The organism is Yersinia enterocolitica subsp. enterocolitica (genome assembly GCF_901472495.1).
Lineage (GTDB): Bacteria > Pseudomonadota > Gammaproteobacteria > Enterobacterales > Enterobacteriaceae > Yersinia > Yersinia enterocolitica.
This window is the reverse complement of record NZ_LR590469.1, coordinates 3895205-3911227: the sequence shown is the minus strand read 5'-3', so window position 1 is coordinate 3911227 and position 16023 is coordinate 3895205. Positions and strand designations below refer to the sequence as shown.

Here is a 16023-nt window from a genome sequence, read left to right as displayed (position 1 = left end):
ATGCCAATAACAAAATTCTTCCATGCGCTAAAACGTTCCCCCGCCACCAGCATCGGGCTATTTATTCTCACCTTACTGGTGATAATCGCGATTTTCGCTCCGTGGCTGGCCCCGTTTGATCCCAACTGGCAAAACGCGGCTGACCGCTTGCAGCCTCCGGGTGCAGGGCACTGGTTGGGAACCGACAGTTATGGCCGCGATATGCTGTCGCGCCTGATTTATGGCACGCGCCCCACCTTAGGGTTGGTGCTGCTGGTTACCGTCATAACCTTGCCGCTCGGCTTGCTGGTCGGGGTGCTTTCCGGTTATTACGGCGGTTGGTTGGAGCGCGTTCTGATGCGCGTCACTGATGTGGTGATGTCAATGCCACGGCTGATTCTGGCGTTTGCTTTTGTTGCCATGCTTGGCCCCGGATTAATTAACGGCGCGCTGGCATTGGCCCTGACCACTTGGCCGGCCTATGCCCGTCAGGCCAGAGCCGAGATTCAATTATTGCGTAAAAGTGATTATCTGGCGGCCGCTGAAATGATGGGAATCAAAGGGTTGCGGTTACTATGGGGTCATATTCTCCCTATGTGCCTTCCTTCAGCGGTGGTACGGCTGGCATTGGATTTAGCAGGTATTATCCTGGCTGCGGCAGGTCTTGGCTTCCTCGGGTTAGGGGCACGCCCGCCAATGTCAGAATGGGGTTCCATGGTGGCCGACGGGATGCAGGTTATCTTTGACCACTGGTGGATTGCCGCCATTCCGGGCTTTGCTATCTTACTGAGCAGCATGGCATTTAATCTGTTAGGCGATGGCCTGCGCGATATTTTGGACCCTCACCATGACTGATAAAATTTTCGCGGTCGACAATTTATCTGTCGATTTCCAGCAACAGCGGGTGGTGGATAATATCTCATTCCACCTCGGTCGCGAGCGAGTGGCACTGGTGGGTGAGTCCGGCTCCGGCAAATCCATTACCGCCAGAGCATTGATGGGATTAGTTCGTGCTCCGGGCAAAGTTAGTGCTAAAAAACTCAGTTATTATGCTGATAACACCGATCAACAGGGCAATTCAGGTCAGGTTATCGAACACGACCTATTGCAGTTGAAACCGAAACAATGGGGCGCATTACGTGGCAGCGAAATTGCTATGGTGCTGCAAGATCCGCGCTATGCGCTGAATCCGGTACGCACCGTGGGGAAACAAATTGAAGAATCCCTGCTGCTACATAATACGCTTTCCCGCGCGGATGCCCGCGAGCGGGTATTGAATGCGCTAGCCTCGGTCGGGCTCAATGAAAGTGCCTGGCACAGTTATCCCGGCCAACTTTCTGGCGGTATGGGCCAACGGACCATGTTAGCTATCGCTTTAGTGAATAACCCACGGGTATTAATTGCCGATGAGCCCACCTCCGCATTGGACGCCAAATTGCGTAATCAAATACTGGAGTTGATTGTCGAACAGACTGAGCAGCGCAATATGAGTTTGTTGTTGATCAGCCACGATCTGCCGTTAGTCGCCGAGCATTGCCATCGCGTGTTGGTGATGTATCAGGGGAAACTGGTGGATCAAGGCGCGGCGGCTGACCTGCCCCATTCGACTCATCCTTATACCCATACCTTATGGGCTTGCCGCCCGAATGCCAGTACCTATGGCACGGATCTGCCGGTATTAGATCGCAGCGCTGATTTCTCTGGAGCTTCCCGTGGCACTGATTGAAGTCAAAAATCTACGAGTCAGTTTTGCCCAAAAGAATCAGCTAAAAACGGCAGTTGAGTCGGTCAGTTTTGCGGTTGAAGCAGGTGAAACATTCAGCCTGATTGGAGCATCTGGCTGCGGTAAATCTACCGTATTACGTACTTTGGCCGGTTTACAGCGGGAGTGGCAAGGCGAGATAACCTTGCTGGGCCAACCATTGCAACCGGGGCAACGTTTCATCGGTCAATTGCGTAAAGATGTGCAGATGGTATTCCAAGACCCTTATGCATCACTGCATCCACAGCATAATATTCAGCGCACACTGGGTGAGCCGCTAAAGATTCACGGTGAGCAAAACATCCAACAACGTATTGACCAAGCTTTAAAACAAGTGGGCTTACCGGCTGCGGCGGCACAGCGCTACCCTCATCAATTCTCCGGTGGTCAGCGCCAGCGCATTGCTATCGCCCGCGCCCTGTTATTGCGGCCCAAATTGTTGCTACTGGATGAGCCGACCTCAGCATTAGATATGTCAGTGCAAGCGGAAATCCTCAATCTACTCAATCACCTGAAACGCGAACATGGTATGACCTATTTGTTGGTCAGCCATGACAGTGATGTGGTGGCACATATGTCCGAGCGCGCAGCCATGATGGAGAGTGGGAAGATTGTGAGAGAGTTTACGCGGCGGGATCTTGAATTAGCGGAACATTTTATGGGGTAGCACTTTATAGGACAACAAAGGCCGTTCAGTACCCGGCACAACCGAGTACTGAGTGCTATCGAAACATGAGGTAGCGGTAGAGAACCCGTTCCAAATCTTGTTTCATACTGACAAAAGCCAGTATTTCCACAGTTTGCCCAGCATAGTCATAGATGACGCGGTACTCACTGTCGGGATCCAGCCGCTCACGCAATTGCACACCGCTATCTGATAACATTGAGTTAAAACGATAGCGGATCGGATCTTCACTGATCGCTGTTATTGATGATATCAATAAATTATCAACGAACTCCCCAGCCTTAACTGGCCCCATCGTAGCGCTTTTAAAAGATTCGATATCCTGAAGAGTCCATTCTGCTGCGGGTGATATAATTATTTGGGGCATTCCTAACCTCAATATTATTACTTACGCGCGGCGCGCAGCTTCCTTAGCGTTTCTTCCGGTGACATCCCTTGCTGGTTTTTAATATCCTGTTTAGCCAACATAACCAGCTTCAGCAGCGCATTTGATTGGCGCTCAAGATGACGTTCCCTAATCTCCGCCTCCCTTTCCGCTGCGGGTTGGACAAACAGCTCAGCGACACCATTTTTTGTGACGAAAACGCCGCCGTCAAAAAGTTCGGGAGAGCCTAGCCCTTCTCGCGCTGCTTTTTGGGACATAGTCGTTGCCATATAGGTTGCTCCTTCAATGATCTTTCATACTCTAAGCAAGCTATCACCCGCGCAGTTAAATATCAAATTTATACTAAATTTGTACACGTACAATCATATCAACTAAAAACCCTTCATCATTCCCACCACACCTTGAACATAGCGCTCCAAAGTCTCCTCCTCCATCGCATTGGCCCCTTGCACTAAATACGGCGGAAGGAAATCCATACCCGTCATATTGGCCATAGCGTGGAAGGGCAATAACAAATCCAGCGCTGGGTAACGATTATAGCCCTGTGGGCTGTAGGCTTGTTCATTGCCGCCGGTCGACACCACCAATTGCAATGGCTTACCACGCAATTTGTCCCCACGACTACCATAAGCAAAGCCGTAAGTTAATACCGCATCCTGCCATTCACTTAAAATAGCCGGTGAGCTGTACCAGTAAAATGGAAACATCATCACAATCACATCATGTGATTGCAGTAACTCCTGCTCTCGCGCCACATCAATTTGAAAATCCGGATACTCACGAATCAGCTCATGCACGGCCACATTCGGTAGTGGGCGAATGGCCTCTATTAACCGATGGTTGATACGGGATTCATCCGGCTTACGGTGGGCCGTCAACACTAAAATACGTGGCATAACAGATTCTCCAACAGATTTAATGACACTATCTTTTCATTTTCAGCGCTGCCGGTGTAGGCTGCAATCAGTCACATTAATTTCAACCTAAGGTATCAACCAATGTCGCTGCCTTCCGATATTCATCGCTTATTGCCCGCCTTCCTAAGCGCCGCCCAAAATGAGAATTTTTCTGTCGCCGCCCGTCAATTAGGGGTAACTCCTGCCGCTATCAGTAAAAATGTGCGCGTATTAGAAGAAAAACTGGCGCTGCGTCTGTTCCAACGCAATACCCATAGTGTGGTGCTAACTGATGAAGGTAAGGCTTTATTAGCGCGGGTTGCGCCGCTCTGGCAGGCGCTATCACACACTCTGGACACCGTACGTAACGATGAGCAACATCCCAGCGGCACGGTTCGAGTCAGTCTGATCCCCGGTTTTGGTCGCCAACTATTGATGCCACTTATTCCAAAATTTATGGCGCGTTATCCGCAGATTGATTTGGATCTTTCACTGGAGGCCAGAGTGGTGAATTTGGTCGGTGAAGGATTTGATGTGGGGATCGGCACTCACATTGATCCCGATAGTCGCTTGATTGCACGCCAGTTTTATCCAATGCAAATGGTGTTGGCGGCCAGCCCCGCTTATCTGGCGCGCTATGGCACCCCCAGCAATCCGCAACATCTCTATCAACATCAGTGTTTACTACACCGCAATCCATCAACTGGACGAATAGTCAAATGGCTGCTGCAACACAATAATGAGGTGCAATCTTTCGAGTTATCGGGCCGTTTGGTCATTTCACAACCCGAAGTATTAATGAATGCGGCGTTGGCCGATATGGGAATAACCTATATTGCACAGTGGCATGCTGAACCCCATTTTGCAGACGGCAGTTTGGTGCCAGTGCTAGCCCATCACTGGCCTGCGCCAGTTCCATTATGGCTCTATTATGCCTCTGCCGATTTACCCCCGCGAGTGCGCGTTTGGGTCGATTTTTTACTGGAACATTTCCGCCCAATGAAGCGCTAACTCATACTATTTTGTGCAAAAAAAGTGGCATAAAAATGTCCATTTTGTGATGCACTGAACAGGGAATAAACCTAAAGCTGATTTCCTTGTTCTAGGTCAATTATGTTGACTGTCACTTCTGCCATTACCCATATATAGTGTCTATAGTAATTACGATACCTATATGTAGTAGTTATCCACAAAACCATCCACACCCCCTCGCAGCCCTGATGTGCTGCGGTTTGCCTTGTGGATAAGATGGTTTTGGGGCTAATCCTACGCGGCAGGATACAGGAGCGACATTGTGAAAACAGTAGTGATTAAACGGGACGGTTGTCAGGTACCTTTTGATGAGGTACGAATCAAGGAAGCGGTCGAGCGCGCAGCGCTGGCGGTTGGCGTGGTAGACGCAGATTATTGTGCAACTGTTGCTCGTGTGGTCGCTCAGACGATGGAGAACCAGCCGAAAGTTGATATTCGCGACATCCAAACCGCGGTAGAAAACCAACTGATGGCCGGTCAATACAAGCAGCTCGCCCGAGCCTATATCGAGTATCGCCATGACCGGGATATCTCGCGTGAACTGCGTGGTCGCCTGAATCAGGAAATCCGCGGTTTGGTAGAGCAAAGTAACCAAGCGCTGCTGAACGAAAATGCGAATAAAGACAGCAAAGTCATCCCGACACAGCGTGATCTGCTGGCCGGTATTGTCGCGAAACACTACGCCAAACAACATATTTTGCCACGAGACGTGGTCTTGGCGCATGAACGTGGTGAAATTCATTATCACGATCTGGATTACGCGCCATTCTTCCCGATGTTCAACTGCATGTTGATTGACCTCGATGGCATGCTGACTCAAGGTTTTAAAATGGGTAACGCGGAAATTGAGCCGCCAAAATCCATTTCTACCGCCACTGCCGTGACCGCACAGATTATTGCGCAGGTCGCCAGCCATATTTATGGCGGCACAACCATCAACCGTATTGATGAAGTCCTCGCGCCATTTGTCACAGAAAGCTTTAACAAACATAAAGCGGTAGCCGAAGAGTGGCAGATCCCCGATGCCGCTGGTTATGCTATGTCGCGCACCGAAAAAGAGTGTTACGACGCCTTCCAATCATTGGAATATGAAGTCAACACCCTGCACACCGCCAATGGTCAAACGCCGTTTGTCACCTTCGGCTTTGGGCTGGGTACCAGTTGGCAATCGCGCATGATTCAGCAGGCGATTCTGCGTAATCGCATTGCTGGTTTGGGCAAAAACCGTAAAACCGCGGTGTTCCCGAAACTGGTGTTTGCTATCCGCGATGGCCTTAACCATAAATTTGGCGATGCCAACTACGATATCAAACAGTTAGCGCTGGAGTGTGCCACCAAGCGCATGTATCCAGATATTCTCAATTACGATCAAGTGGTTAAAGTCACCGGTTCCTTTAAAACGCCGATGGGCTGCCGCAGCTTCTTGGGGGTGTATGAAGAAGATGGCGAGCAAATTCACGATGGCCGTAACAATCTGGGGGTTATCAGCCTTAACCTGCCACGTATTGCATTGGAAGCCCAGGGCGATGAAGAGAAATTCTGGCGGTTGCTGGATGAGCGACTGTTGCTAGCCAAGAAAGCCTTAATGACCCGTATTGCCCGACTCGAAGGGATCAAAGCCCGCGTGGCACCTATCCTGTATATGGAAGGGGCTTGTGGTGTGCGCTTGCAAGCGGATGATAATATTTCAGAAATCTTTAAAAATGGCCGTGCATCTATCTCTCTGGGCTTTATTGGTATTCATGAAACGGTTAATGCTCTGTTTGGTAATCAATCCCATGTCTTTGACGACGAAAAGTTACGTGCAAAAGGCGTGGCTATCGTCGAGCGCATGAGACAAGCAACGGATAGCTGGAAAGAAGAAACTGGCTACGCCTTTAGCCTGTACAGCACGCCAAGCGAAAACCTGTGTGACCGCTTCTGCCGCCTGGATACCGCAGAATTTGGCGTGGTAGAAGGTGTCACCGATAAAGGCTATTACACCAACAGCTTCCATCTGGATGTTGAAAAGAAAGTTAACCCGTACGACAAACTGGACTTCGAAGCACCTTATCCTCCATTGGCTAACGGCGGTTTCATCTGTTACGGCGAATACCCTAACTTGCAGCATAACCTCAGAGCGCTGGAAGATGTCTGGGATTACAGCTACAGCCGGGTGCCATATTACGGCACCAACACACCAATTGATGAATGCTACGAGTGCGGTTTTACCGGCGAATTCTCCTGTACCAGCAAGGGCTTCACCTGCCCTAAATGTGGTAATCATGAGCCATCAAAAGTGTCAGTTACCCGTCGGGTCTGTGGCTATTTGGGTAGCCCGGATGCACGGCCATTTAACGCCGGCAAACAAGAAGAAGTGAAGCGCCGCGTTAAGCATTTGGCAAACGGACAACTGGGCTGATTTTCAATATTGAAATTACCCCAATAATATTAATCGTCCCCAAAGGAATTGGAGTTGCAGGCAGGCAGCAAGCGAATAACAAATCGGTCGGGAACCGATTTGAACAACATTTATGCTAGCCCGTAGGGTGAGCCTCAAGGATGAGGCTCATTAATCCCGATGAGCTTACATCAGTAAGTGATTCGGGTTTGTGAACGCAGCGAACCCCCTACAGCTTCAAGTACGAAGGGGAACATATTGGACAAGTAATCATTAACTATCATCAATATTACCCGGTCGATGTTATCAACGGCCCTGGCACTCGCTGTACGCTGTTCGTCTCTGGCTGCGTACACGAATGTGTGGGTTGTTATAACAAAAGCACCTGGCGACTGAATTCGGGTAAGCCATTTACCCAAGAAATGGAAGATAAAATCATAGCGGATCTGAACGACTCCCGTATCCGCCGACAAGGGTTATCCCTCTCCGGCGGTGATCCGTTGCATCCACAAAATTTGTCCGCCATTCTGCAACTGGTCAAACGCGTACGCCAGGAGTGCGACGGTAAGGATATTTGGGTCTGGACCGGCTACACCCTGGCTGAACTGACCGCCGACCAACAACAAGTGGTGGATTTAATCAATGTGCTAGTCGATGGCAAATTCGTGCAAGACCTAAAAGACCCATCGCTTATTTGGCGCGGCAGCGGTAATCAAGTTATCCATCATCTGCGTTAATAAGATAGATCTATCTCAGCCTGGAAGGCGTAATCGTCGCCGTCAGTCTAAGTGCGGACAGCGCACGGCAACCGGAGCGTACACGTAGTACGTGGGGATGCAAGCACTGCCCAATCTTACAATGGCAAGAAAGATAGCCTTAAATTAATTGGCAAAATTATAGGTTAAGGTCGCGTTAAACCGCCAATCACGACGCGTACTATCACTGGGCAGGTCGCCAATCGGCCTCGCCCCTTCCAGTGATAAGGAATAGTGTTTGTTATCACCAAAGGTCACCCCAACCGCGTAGGAAGCCAGTTTTTGTGCGCGAAATATCGGTGAGTTATACCAAGTGTGTGCCGTATCCAGCACCGCATAAGGTTGAATGGTTTTTAGCCAATTGCCATTTTCCCGATTATGTATATAGCGCATTTCTACCTGTCCGCCATAACCATAATCCCCCGCCGCCTCACCATCTGGATAACCTCGGCCAAACCGTAACCCACCAAAAGTCACATGCTCTGCTTCTGGTAAATCATTGTCAGACCAATCACCTTCCGCCGAGGCACTCAGTCGCCATTTTTCGGCCATTAAATACGCACCATCTCCGGTGAGTTTCCAGCGGGTAAAACCTAAGTCTCCCCAAGGAACTGAACTGGAGGCCAATGCGCCGTTTATTCCTTTGCGCACGCTGGCACGGGTGCTCCAATAAGATTGGGTATATTCCTGATACCCCGTCAGCGCCAACTCCGCCGCTGGGTAACGCATCCGTTGGTTCTGTTCTTCTAAATCGAATAATGTATTATTAAAGTTATTAAATCTGGCCCGGCTTTTTAGATTATAGCTTTTCTCCAGATAATCTACGCCCCCGCTCACTGTCCATTGACGTTTACGGGTTAATTCCAATGGATAACTTAACACCACGCCACCAGTATATTGTGTCTGCTGAGTACGGCTAGATAATGTGATGTTATCGGGGAATAGTGTCAGAACATCGGTATAATCTTTCGGCTCTTGTTTATAATAACTGCCACGAGTTTGCAGTAATAAGCCATTACTACCTAAATATTGTTGATAGTTTACACCTAAATATTGGTCACGATTTTTGCTGTCTAACGGTAATAATGTCGCGACACCCAATTGCTCTGCATAAGGTGTAAAGCCACTTAACGTTGCATTGAGTACCCCGCTGTAAACACCTTTGCGGCTATCCAATGCGGTACTGACATTCCAATTACGTGGATGATCGGCTTTAATATCTAATAATGTTGCGCCATAAATATTATCCGGGTTTTTAGCCGTGGCGATCACTTTAGTATCCGGCGTCCGGCTCATCAAAATGCTGTAGCGTTCAAAGGTCTGCTGTGTCAGCGGCTTCTCGGCCATAATGTGCTGAGACAACTTGGTCAGCCAGCGCCCTATCGCGGCGTTGTCACTTTGAATACGGGTATTAGCAATATAGCCTTCAACCAAACCTATTTTTAATGTGCCATTGGCAAAATTATCAGTCGGCAAATAAGCATAAGAGAGAATATAGCCATCTTGCTGATACATTTTTGTAATAGACTGCGTTGCTAAAAGCAGAGTCTTTAATGATACTTTTTTACCAATATAAGGCGTAAATGGCTCACTGAGTATATTAATATCATATTGGGTACCACCGATAAATTGGATATGTTTCACATCAATTAAAGTATCCAGTGTTAGTTTAGAACTGGGTTCTGGCACTGGAGTTGAAATCGGTGGAACCACAGTACGGGGTGTTTGTGGCCGTGCAATATCACGCGATATTTTGGAAGGGTTATTCTGGTCAATTAACATAGGAATGGTATTAGCGAACGCGCTGAACTGCCATACATTTCCTGCACCAAATAAAAATAATAGCCACACTCTATTATTCATAGAATATTTCCTTATGCGCACATTAAATTATAATTTTAATAATCTATTCTATTTTTATAATAACGATGCTCTCCCCATGAATAAGGGAGAGCAAGTGTCGTTATACCCGTCATACTTCAAGCTGCGTGTGCGTTGGCTGCTCTCGCTCACCCGAATCATTGACTGACGTCAACTCATCGGGATTCACTCAATTGCCGCCTTCCTGCAACTCGAATTATCCAGGGTGTATATATTTAATTGGTTTTTGGTTTTAATATTCCGCCTATCCCGCCAGCTAAACCACCACTGGCATTGGCATTAGCTGAGACGCCAGCAGTTAATCCACCGGTAACACCACCGACAGTATTGTTCACCTCGGCCAACAAACCGCTGTTGCTGCCACCAGAGGTTGGTGTCAATGTATTCGTGACACCTGCCAGCAAGCCATTCGAACCACCTGTTGATGTTGGCGGAGTAACTAAGCCACCCGCCTTCTCAACGGCTTGCCCGCTGCCTTGCAGTACCTGTCCAACCCCCGCTAACGTTGGCGTACTACTACCCACTTGAGTGCCCGTTGTCACAATAGTACCGCCGACAGCGGTCAGTAAATTATTCACTGGCGCACCAATACCGGTGGTCGAACCAACGGTCTGAGTAATATCTTGTACCTGACCCACAACTGGCGTCACTATCCCGGTTGCGGCGGTGGTTAGCTTACTCGTCGTTCCGGTTTGCAGGTCTTGCGCCAATCCGTTACCGATAGAAGTGACTGCACCACCGGTTTTATCAACTAACCCACCTGCGGTACCGGTAACACCGCCCAATGGCGTGTTGGCAGCAATACCTGAAACTGTTCCACCTAATCCTGAAACTCCGGTACCAACATCAGCCACGGCCTTCGGTACACCGGCAGCCGTAGTGCCCAATGCATTAGGATTATTTCCTAATTGGCCTACGCCATTCTGTAATCCAGTCCCGACGTCACTGACAGCATTACCCGCGCTATCAACGACGGTAACCAAACCACCACCAACGATTGGCAAGCTACCCACAGGGGTTTGGCTAACAACACCGCTGACAGTATTACCTACCCCATCGACGGCAGTGCCAACACCACTGACCACATTGCCAACCGCAGAATTATTTGTAGTCGTACCACCATCCGTTCCTCCGCCGGTGCCACCTCCAGAGCCAGTATCACCACCACCACCTGAACCTGTTCCGCCAGTTGTCTGACCCGCATTATTCTTCGCAGAATTGTGAGAACCTCCGCCACTTCCACTACATGCCGCGAGTGAGCAAGCCAGTAATATTGCCAAACTTATTTTGCTCAGACGGCTGATATTTTTAGGGCACATAGCAAAACCCCCCAGAGAGAACGCCACGGCGGCGTAAATTAACTATAAGAGACACTTATGTTTCCCTCAAGTTAAGGCAATGTTTATTTTTTGTTTAAATTGAAAATTTATCGTGGTGATATGTATCAGATTGATAATGCGATAAAACTTTTTCGTATAAACACCACTTTTTAGCCCATAAAAAAACCTGCCAACAACCGCAAGATTTCATCGTTCCGCCATCACAGCTTAACCCTACTGTCATTAAAAACCGCCAGCATAGCGGGTGAGAAAACTTACTGGTTATCACCATGACAATCCGCCACCTGCTCATCAGTACTGCTCCTTGTGTTTCATTGTGGATGGCCGTCAGAAGTGATGATGCACACCGAGGGTATATCTGCCATGCACTTATCTAGACCACCGACCAGTTATCCCACCCGCTATCAACAAATTGCGGCCCAGTTAGAGCAGGAACTGCGCGGCGCTTATCGCTGCGGGGATTATCTACCGTCCGAACAGCAGTTAGCCGAACGTTATCAGGTCAATCGCCATACCCTGCGTCGGGCCGTCGATGAATTGGTCAAGCGCGGCTGGCTGCAACGTCGGCAAGGTATCGGCATTCTGGTGTTAATGCGCCCTTATGACTACCCGCTACATGCCAATGCGCGCTTTAGCCAAAACTTATTAGATCAGGGTAGTGACCCCACCAGTGAGCGCTTACTCGCCGTCTTACGCCCGTGCATAGAGCATGTTGCCAAAGCGCTGTCATTGGATGAAGGGACGACAGTGATTCATTTACGCACCTTACGGCGAGTCAATGGTGTACCGGTCTGCGTTATCGATCACTACCTGCCGGAGTTGAGTTGGTGGCCCGCGTTGCAGCAGTTTAACTCCGGTTCATTACATCAATTTATCAGCCAACATCTGCAACAGCCTTTAAGCCGTAGCCAGACGCGCATTAGCGCACGCCGTGCTCAGGCCAAAGAGAGCCGTTTACTTGAGATTGCCACCCATGCGCCACTGCTCTGTGTGCGCACCTTGAATATCCGTGTTGATAGCCAGCAGGTGGCGGAGTACTCCGTCAGCCTGACGCGCGCTGACATGATTGAACTGACCATGGAGCACTAAATGGAAAGTATCTCTAACACCCGACAGGGCTGGATGTCGGTGCTGGCCCACAGCCAACCGGCGCAATTGCTTGCACATTGGCAATCCTTGAATCTGGCACCGCAATATCAGGTGATCCGTGCGCCAGAGATTGGTTTGAGCCAATTACAGGCGCGAATGGGCGGCACTGGCCGCCGCTTTATTCTGGGCGATATGACCCTCACCCGCGCGGTAATCAAACTCAACCACAGCACAGATATCTATGGTTACAGCTACATTGCCGGGCGCAATAAACCTCATGCAGAACTCTGCGCGCTATTAGATGCGTTGTTGCAGCTTTCCACCCTTAACGAAAAACCAGCCGGTCTGAGTGAATTGCTGCTGAAAACTGTTATTCATCCTCTAGCGGCCATACAGCAGGAGCGGCGGGAATTGCGCGCCCGCGCTATCGCCACCAGTAAAGTGGATTTCTTCACCCTGGTGCGAGGAGAAGACTAATGAGCCTATTAAACCATTTTGACCAGCCGGTTGATGATGCTCAGCACGCTTTTCGCCGTATTCTCAAGGCATTAAGCGAACCGGGAGTTGTCGTTTCACTGCCCCATAGCAGCGGCTGGCAGCCATTAAATCCCGCCACCACCAGCATCCTGCTGACCCTGGTTGATCAGGAAACGCCGCTCTACCTGGATGAACCATTCAACAATGATGCCGTGCAACAGAATATACGTTTTCATTGCGGAGCGCCGCTGACAACCAGCATCAAAAATTCACTTTTTTCTTTATTTGACAATGAGATAAAAGAAGAAGTTTTGATTGGTTGCCCGGCCGGTAGTGAACTTTCGCCAGAGCACTCCACCACCATTATTCTTCAGGCCACAAGTCTGCACCTTGGTGTACCTCTGCGCCTACGCGGGCCGGGAATTGAGCACCACCGCACAGTGGCTCCGCAATTGCCCTCTGCCGTGCTGAATTATCTGCTTAACCGCCCTACTGCTTTCCCTGCTGGCCTCGATTTTCTGTTGACCTGCGGCGAGAACCTAATGGCTATCCCACGAACCACCCATGTGGAGGTGTGCTGATGTACGTTGCAGTCAAAGGGGGCGAAAAAGCCATTGCGGCAGCCCATCAATTACTCGAACACCAGCGCCGTGGTGATACACAGATCCCGGCTATCGATTGCGAACAGATTGAGCAACAGCTAGGTCTGGCGGTAGATCGGGTGATGACTGAGGGCGGTATCTATGATCGCGAACTGGCTGCATTGGCCATCAAGCAAGCCAGCGGTGATCTGGTCGAAGCGATTTTCCTACTGCGCGCCTACCGCACCACCTTGCCGCGTCTGGCCGTCAGCCAACCGCTGGCAACTGGCAATATGCGGCTGGAGCGGCGCATCTCCGCCATTTACAAAGATTTGCCCGGCGGGCAAGTGCTCGGCCCCACCTATGATTACACCCATCGGCTACTGGATTTCACCCTGCTGGCCGCAGGTGAAGCGCCGCACGCACTCAATCGCAGAGACATATCGCCAGAAGCTGTATCGCAAAATAATTGCGCTCATGTGTTTGATTTATTGGAACAAGAGCAATTAGCTAAAGTTGAGCAGGATGACGGCACCCCGCCGGAAGATATCACCCGCAACCCGCCGGTTTATCCGTGTAATCGCTCAGCTCGGCTGCAACAGCTGGTGCGCGGTGATGAAGGTTTCCTGCTGGCGCTGGGCTATTCCACCCAGCGCGGTTATGGTCGAACTCATCCATTCGCCGCCGAGATCCGCACCGGCGAGCTGACCATTGCAATTGAGCCGGAAGAACTGGGATTTACCATTGATATCGGTGAGATCTTACTCACCGAATGCGAAATGGTGAATGGTTTTGTCAGTCCGGCTGCAGAACCGCCACATTTCACTCGTGGTTACGGTTTGGTATTTGGTCGTGGTGAGCGCAAAGCCATGTCGATGGCCTTGATGGATCGCGCCTTGCAAAGCCGGGAATACGACGAAAATGTCGCCAGCCCGGCGCAAGATGAAGAGTTTGTGTTATCCCACGCCGACAATGTCGAAGCCGCCGGTTTTGTTTCTCATCTCAAACTGCCCCATTACGTTGATTTTCAAGCGGAGCTGGAGTTACTCAAGCGCCTGCGCCGTGAGTATTCATCCGCAGCCGCAGAACAACAGGAGCCGCGCCATGACTGAAGTTCTCACCGGTTACAATCTGGGTTATCTGGACGAGCAAACCAAAAGAACATTGCGCCGTGCATTACTGAAAGCCGTGGCCATCCCCGGTTATCAGGTGCCATTCGGCGGGCGTGAGATGCCGATGCCTTATGGTTGGGGCACCGGTGGCATTCAGTTAACCGCCTGCCTGATTGGCCGTTACGATGTGCTGAAAGTGATCGACCAGGGAGCCGATGACACCACTAATGCGGTGTCGATCCGCCGCTTCTTCCAGCGGGTCAGCGGAGTGGCGACTACCGAAAAAACCACTAACGCCACCTTGATCCAGACCCGCCACCGTATTCCAGAAACGCCGCTGACGGAGGATCAGATCCTTATCTATCAGGTACCGATCCCAGAGCCGCTGCGCTTTATTGAACCGCGTGAAACCGAGACGCGCAAAATGCATGCGCTGGAGGAATACGGCGTAATGCAAGTCAAGCTATATGAAGATATCGCTCGCTACGGCCATATCGCGACCACCTACGCCTATCCGGTAAAAGTGAATGATCGCTATGTGATGGATCCGTCGCCAATTCCGAAATTTGATAATCCCAAAATGCACATGATGCCCGCGCTGCAACTGTTTGGCGCCGGTCGTGAAAAACGCCTGTATGCCCTGCCACCTTTTACCAAAGTGGAAAGTCTGGACTTCGACGATCACCCCTTTAGCGTGCAGCAATGGAATGAACCCTGTGCTTTGTGCGGCTCACGCCACAGTTATCTCGATGAGGTGGTGATGGACGATAAGGGCAGCCGGATGTTTGTTTGTTCGGATACTGATTTTTGCCAGCAACAACTGGCTCAGGCCGCCACACAAGAGGTGAATATTCAATGATCGTTGAACAGATTATGTCAAAACCCTCTGCTGTTCACCCGCTGTTGTCGGTGGAGAATCTTACCCATTTGTATGCGCCGGGTAAGGGGTTCAGTGATGTCTCTTTCCAGCTGTATCCCGGTGAAGTGTTAGGGATTGTTGGTGAATCGGGTTCGGGTAAAACGACCTTGCTGAAATCCATTTCAGCGCGCCTGGCACCGCAACAGGGGCAAATTATTTACCGCCCTGCGGCACAGCAAGCACTTGATTTATATCAGATGGCAGAAAGCCAACGCCGCCGTTTACTGCGCACCGAATGGGGCGTGGTACATCAGCACCCACTCGATGGGCTGCGGCCACAAGTCTCGGCGGGCGGCAATATCGGCGAGCGACTGATGGCTATTGGCCAGCGCCATTATGGCGAGATACGCCAACAAGCAGGCCGCTGGCTGGAAGATGTCGAGATCCCCTTATCCCGTCTTGATGACCTGCCCACCACCTTCTCCGGTGGCATGCAGCAGCGACTGCAAATTGCCCGCAATCTGGTGACACATCCGAAGCTGGTATTTATGGACGAACCGACTGGTGGCCTGGATGTGTCAGTGCAAGCACGGTTGCTGGATTTACTGCGCAATCTGGTGGTGGAAATGCAATTGGCGGTGGTGATTGTCACCCATGACTTGGGGGTTGCCCGCTTATTGGCTAACCGTCTGCTGGTGATGAAAGAGGGGCAAGTTATCGAAAGTGGCCTGACTGACCGGGTTCTGGATGATCCGCACCATCCTTATACCCAGCTACTGGTTTCATCGGTATTACAAAACTGAGTGAGAA

General features: G+C 50.3%; 17 protein-coding genes. 12 read left to right on the top strand and 5 right to left on the bottom strand.

What is annotated here, in order from left to right; all coding sequences use genetic code 11:
- From FGL26_RS18535 to FGL26_RS18525, 3 genes are read left to right on the top strand one after another with little or no spacing between them, the layout of a single operon-like run.
- Positions 1–834, top strand: coding sequence for an ABC transporter permease (locus FGL26_RS18535; protein WP_005175294.1), 834 nt, complete (start codon positions 1–3; stop codon positions 832–834).
- Positions 827–1705, top strand: coding sequence for an ABC transporter ATP-binding protein (locus FGL26_RS18530; RefSeq protein WP_005175297.1), 879 nt, complete (start codon positions 827–829; stop codon positions 1703–1705). The genes FGL26_RS18535 and FGL26_RS18530 overlap by 8 nt, the downstream gene beginning before the upstream one ends.
- Positions 1692–2408 carry an ABC transporter ATP-binding protein gene (locus FGL26_RS18525; RefSeq protein WP_005175299.1) on the top strand — a complete coding sequence of 239 codons (717 nt, stop codon included), beginning with the start codon at positions 1692–1694 and terminating at the stop codon, positions 2406–2408. The genes FGL26_RS18530 and FGL26_RS18525 overlap by 14 nt, the downstream gene beginning before the upstream one ends.
- Before the next feature lie 55 nt (positions 2409–2463).
- Here FGL26_RS18525 and FGL26_RS18520 read toward each other — a convergent pair whose 3' ends face one another.
- The 3 genes from FGL26_RS18520 to FGL26_RS18510 all read right to left on the bottom strand — a co-directional run bounded on the left by FGL26_RS18520 (position 2464) and on the right by FGL26_RS18510 (position 3707).
- Positions 2464–2793: a type II toxin-antitoxin system RelE/ParE family toxin gene (locus FGL26_RS18520; RefSeq protein ID WP_005175301.1), complete on the bottom strand. Its 330-nt coding sequence runs from the start codon at positions 2791–2793 to the stop codon at positions 2464–2466.
- A gap of 17 nt (positions 2794–2810) precedes the next feature.
- Entirely contained in the window at positions 2811–3080 is a 270-nt protein-coding gene (locus FGL26_RS18515; protein ID WP_005175303.1) for a hypothetical protein, read from the bottom strand.
- Between the two features lie 102 nt (positions 3081–3182).
- On the bottom strand, positions 3183–3707 hold the full coding sequence (locus tag FGL26_RS18510; protein WP_005175304.1) for an NAD(P)H-dependent oxidoreductase: 525 nt from the start codon (positions 3705–3707) through the stop codon (positions 3183–3185).
- 102 nt (positions 3708–3809) lie between these two features.
- On the opposite strand from FGL26_RS18510, the gene FGL26_RS18505 reads away from it, so the two are divergent.
- From FGL26_RS18505 to nrdG, 3 genes are all read left to right on the top strand, one after another.
- Positions 3810–4718, top strand: a complete 909-nt coding sequence (locus FGL26_RS18505) for a LysR family transcriptional regulator (RefSeq protein ID WP_005175305.1) — start codon at positions 3810–3812, stop codon at positions 4716–4718.
- 283 nt (positions 4719–5001) lie between these two features.
- The gene (gene nrdD, locus FGL26_RS18500; RefSeq protein ID WP_005175306.1) at positions 5002–7140 is read left to right on the top strand and encodes an anaerobic ribonucleoside-triphosphate reductase; all 2139 of its coding nucleotides are present in this window, start codon (positions 5002–5004) and stop codon (positions 7138–7140) included.
- A gap of 251 nt (positions 7141–7391) precedes the next feature.
- On the top strand, positions 7392–7856 hold the full coding sequence (gene nrdG, locus FGL26_RS18495) for an anaerobic ribonucleoside-triphosphate reductase-activating protein (protein ID WP_032903255.1): 465 nt from the start codon (positions 7392–7394) through the stop codon (positions 7854–7856).
- 144 nt (positions 7857–8000) lie between these two features.
- On the opposite strand, the gene FGL26_RS18490 is transcribed toward nrdG, so the two are convergent.
- Both FGL26_RS18490 and FGL26_RS18485 read right to left on the bottom strand, forming a co-directional pair.
- On the bottom strand, positions 8001–9737 hold the full coding sequence (locus FGL26_RS18490; protein WP_005175308.1) for a ShlB/FhaC/HecB family hemolysin secretion/activation protein: 1737 nt from the start codon (positions 9735–9737) through the stop codon (positions 8001–8003).
- A 233-nt stretch (positions 9738–9970) separates the two neighbouring features.
- Positions 9971–11074, bottom strand: coding sequence for a collagen-like triple helix repeat-containing protein (locus tag FGL26_RS18485; RefSeq protein WP_005175309.1), 1104 nt, complete (start codon positions 11072–11074; stop codon positions 9971–9973).
- Positions 11075–11458: 384 nt separating this feature from the next.
- Between FGL26_RS18485 and phnF the strand changes: the two genes are divergently transcribed.
- Genes phnF through phnK form a run of 6 tightly spaced genes read left to right on the top strand, consistent with a single transcriptional unit; the run spans position 11459 to position 16016 of the window.
- On the top strand, positions 11459–12184 hold the full coding sequence (gene phnF, locus FGL26_RS18475; protein WP_005175310.1) for a phosphonate metabolism transcriptional regulator PhnF: 726 nt from the start codon (positions 11459–11461) through the stop codon (positions 12182–12184).
- A complete protein-coding gene (gene phnG, locus FGL26_RS18470) occupies positions 12185–12661 on the top strand; it encodes a phosphonate C-P lyase system protein PhnG (protein WP_005175312.1) in 477 nt (158 codons plus the stop codon).
- Positions 12661–13242 carry a phosphonate C-P lyase system protein PhnH gene (phnH, locus tag FGL26_RS18465; RefSeq protein WP_032908723.1) on the top strand — a complete coding sequence of 194 codons (582 nt, stop codon included), beginning with the start codon at positions 12661–12663 and terminating at the stop codon, positions 13240–13242. The genes phnG and phnH overlap by 1 nt, the downstream gene beginning before the upstream one ends.
- Entirely contained in the window at positions 13242–14354 is a 1113-nt protein-coding gene (locus tag FGL26_RS18460; RefSeq protein ID WP_005175318.1) for a carbon-phosphorus lyase complex subunit, read from the top strand. The genes phnH and FGL26_RS18460 overlap by 1 nt, the downstream gene beginning before the upstream one ends.
- Positions 14347–15213, top strand: a complete 867-nt coding sequence (locus FGL26_RS18455; protein ID WP_005175320.1) for an alpha-D-ribose 1-methylphosphonate 5-phosphate C-P-lyase PhnJ — start codon at positions 14347–14349, stop codon at positions 15211–15213. Before FGL26_RS18460 ends, FGL26_RS18455 begins: the two co-directional genes overlap by 8 nt.
- A complete protein-coding gene (gene phnK, locus FGL26_RS18450; protein WP_005175322.1) occupies positions 15210–16016 on the top strand; it encodes a phosphonate C-P lyase system protein PhnK in 807 nt (268 codons plus the stop codon). Before FGL26_RS18455 ends, phnK begins: the two co-directional genes overlap by 4 nt.
- Positions 16017–16023 lie beyond the last annotated feature (7 nt).

Excerpts from the sequence above, each read along its gene's own strand:
- FGL26_RS18505 (WP_005175305.1), top strand. The coding sequence starts at position 3,810 with ATGTCGCTGCCTTCCGATATTCATCGCTTATTGCCCGCCTTCCTAAGC.
- FGL26_RS18535 (WP_005175294.1), top strand. The coding sequence starts at position 1 with ATGCCAATAACAAAATTCTTCCATGCGCTAAAACGTTCCCCCGCCACC.
- FGL26_RS18520 (WP_005175301.1), bottom strand. The coding sequence starts at position 2,793 with ATGCCCCAAATAATTATATCACCCGCAGCAGAATGGACTCTTCAGGAT.
- phnF (WP_005175310.1), top strand. The coding sequence starts at position 11,459 with ATGCACTTATCTAGACCACCGACCAGTTATCCCACCCGCTATCAACAA.
- phnH (WP_032908723.1), top strand. The coding sequence starts at position 12,661 with ATGAGCCTATTAAACCATTTTGACCAGCCGGTTGATGATGCTCAGCAC.
- FGL26_RS18455 (WP_005175320.1), top strand. The coding sequence starts at position 14,347 with ATGACTGAAGTTCTCACCGGTTACAATCTGGGTTATCTGGACGAGCAA.
- FGL26_RS18485 (WP_005175309.1), bottom strand. The coding sequence starts at position 11,074 with ATGTGCCCTAAAAATATCAGCCGTCTGAGCAAAATAAGTTTGGCAATA.
- FGL26_RS18460 (WP_005175318.1), top strand. The coding sequence starts at position 13,242 with ATGTACGTTGCAGTCAAAGGGGGCGAAAAAGCCATTGCGGCAGCCCAT.
- phnG (WP_005175312.1), top strand. The coding sequence starts at position 12,185 with ATGGAAAGTATCTCTAACACCCGACAGGGCTGGATGTCGGTGCTGGCC.
- phnK (WP_005175322.1), top strand. The coding sequence starts at position 15,210 with ATGATCGTTGAACAGATTATGTCAAAACCCTCTGCTGTTCACCCGCTG.
- FGL26_RS18515 (WP_005175303.1), bottom strand. The coding sequence starts at position 3,080 with ATGGCAACGACTATGTCCCAAAAAGCAGCGCGAGAAGGGCTAGGCTCT.
- FGL26_RS18510 (WP_005175304.1), bottom strand. The coding sequence starts at position 3,707 with ATGCCACGTATTTTAGTGTTGACGGCCCACCGTAAGCCGGATGAATCC.
- FGL26_RS18530 (WP_005175297.1), top strand. The coding sequence starts at position 827 with ATGACTGATAAAATTTTCGCGGTCGACAATTTATCTGTCGATTTCCAG.
- FGL26_RS18490 (WP_005175308.1), bottom strand. The coding sequence starts at position 9,737 with ATGAATAATAGAGTGTGGCTATTATTTTTATTTGGTGCAGGAAATGTA.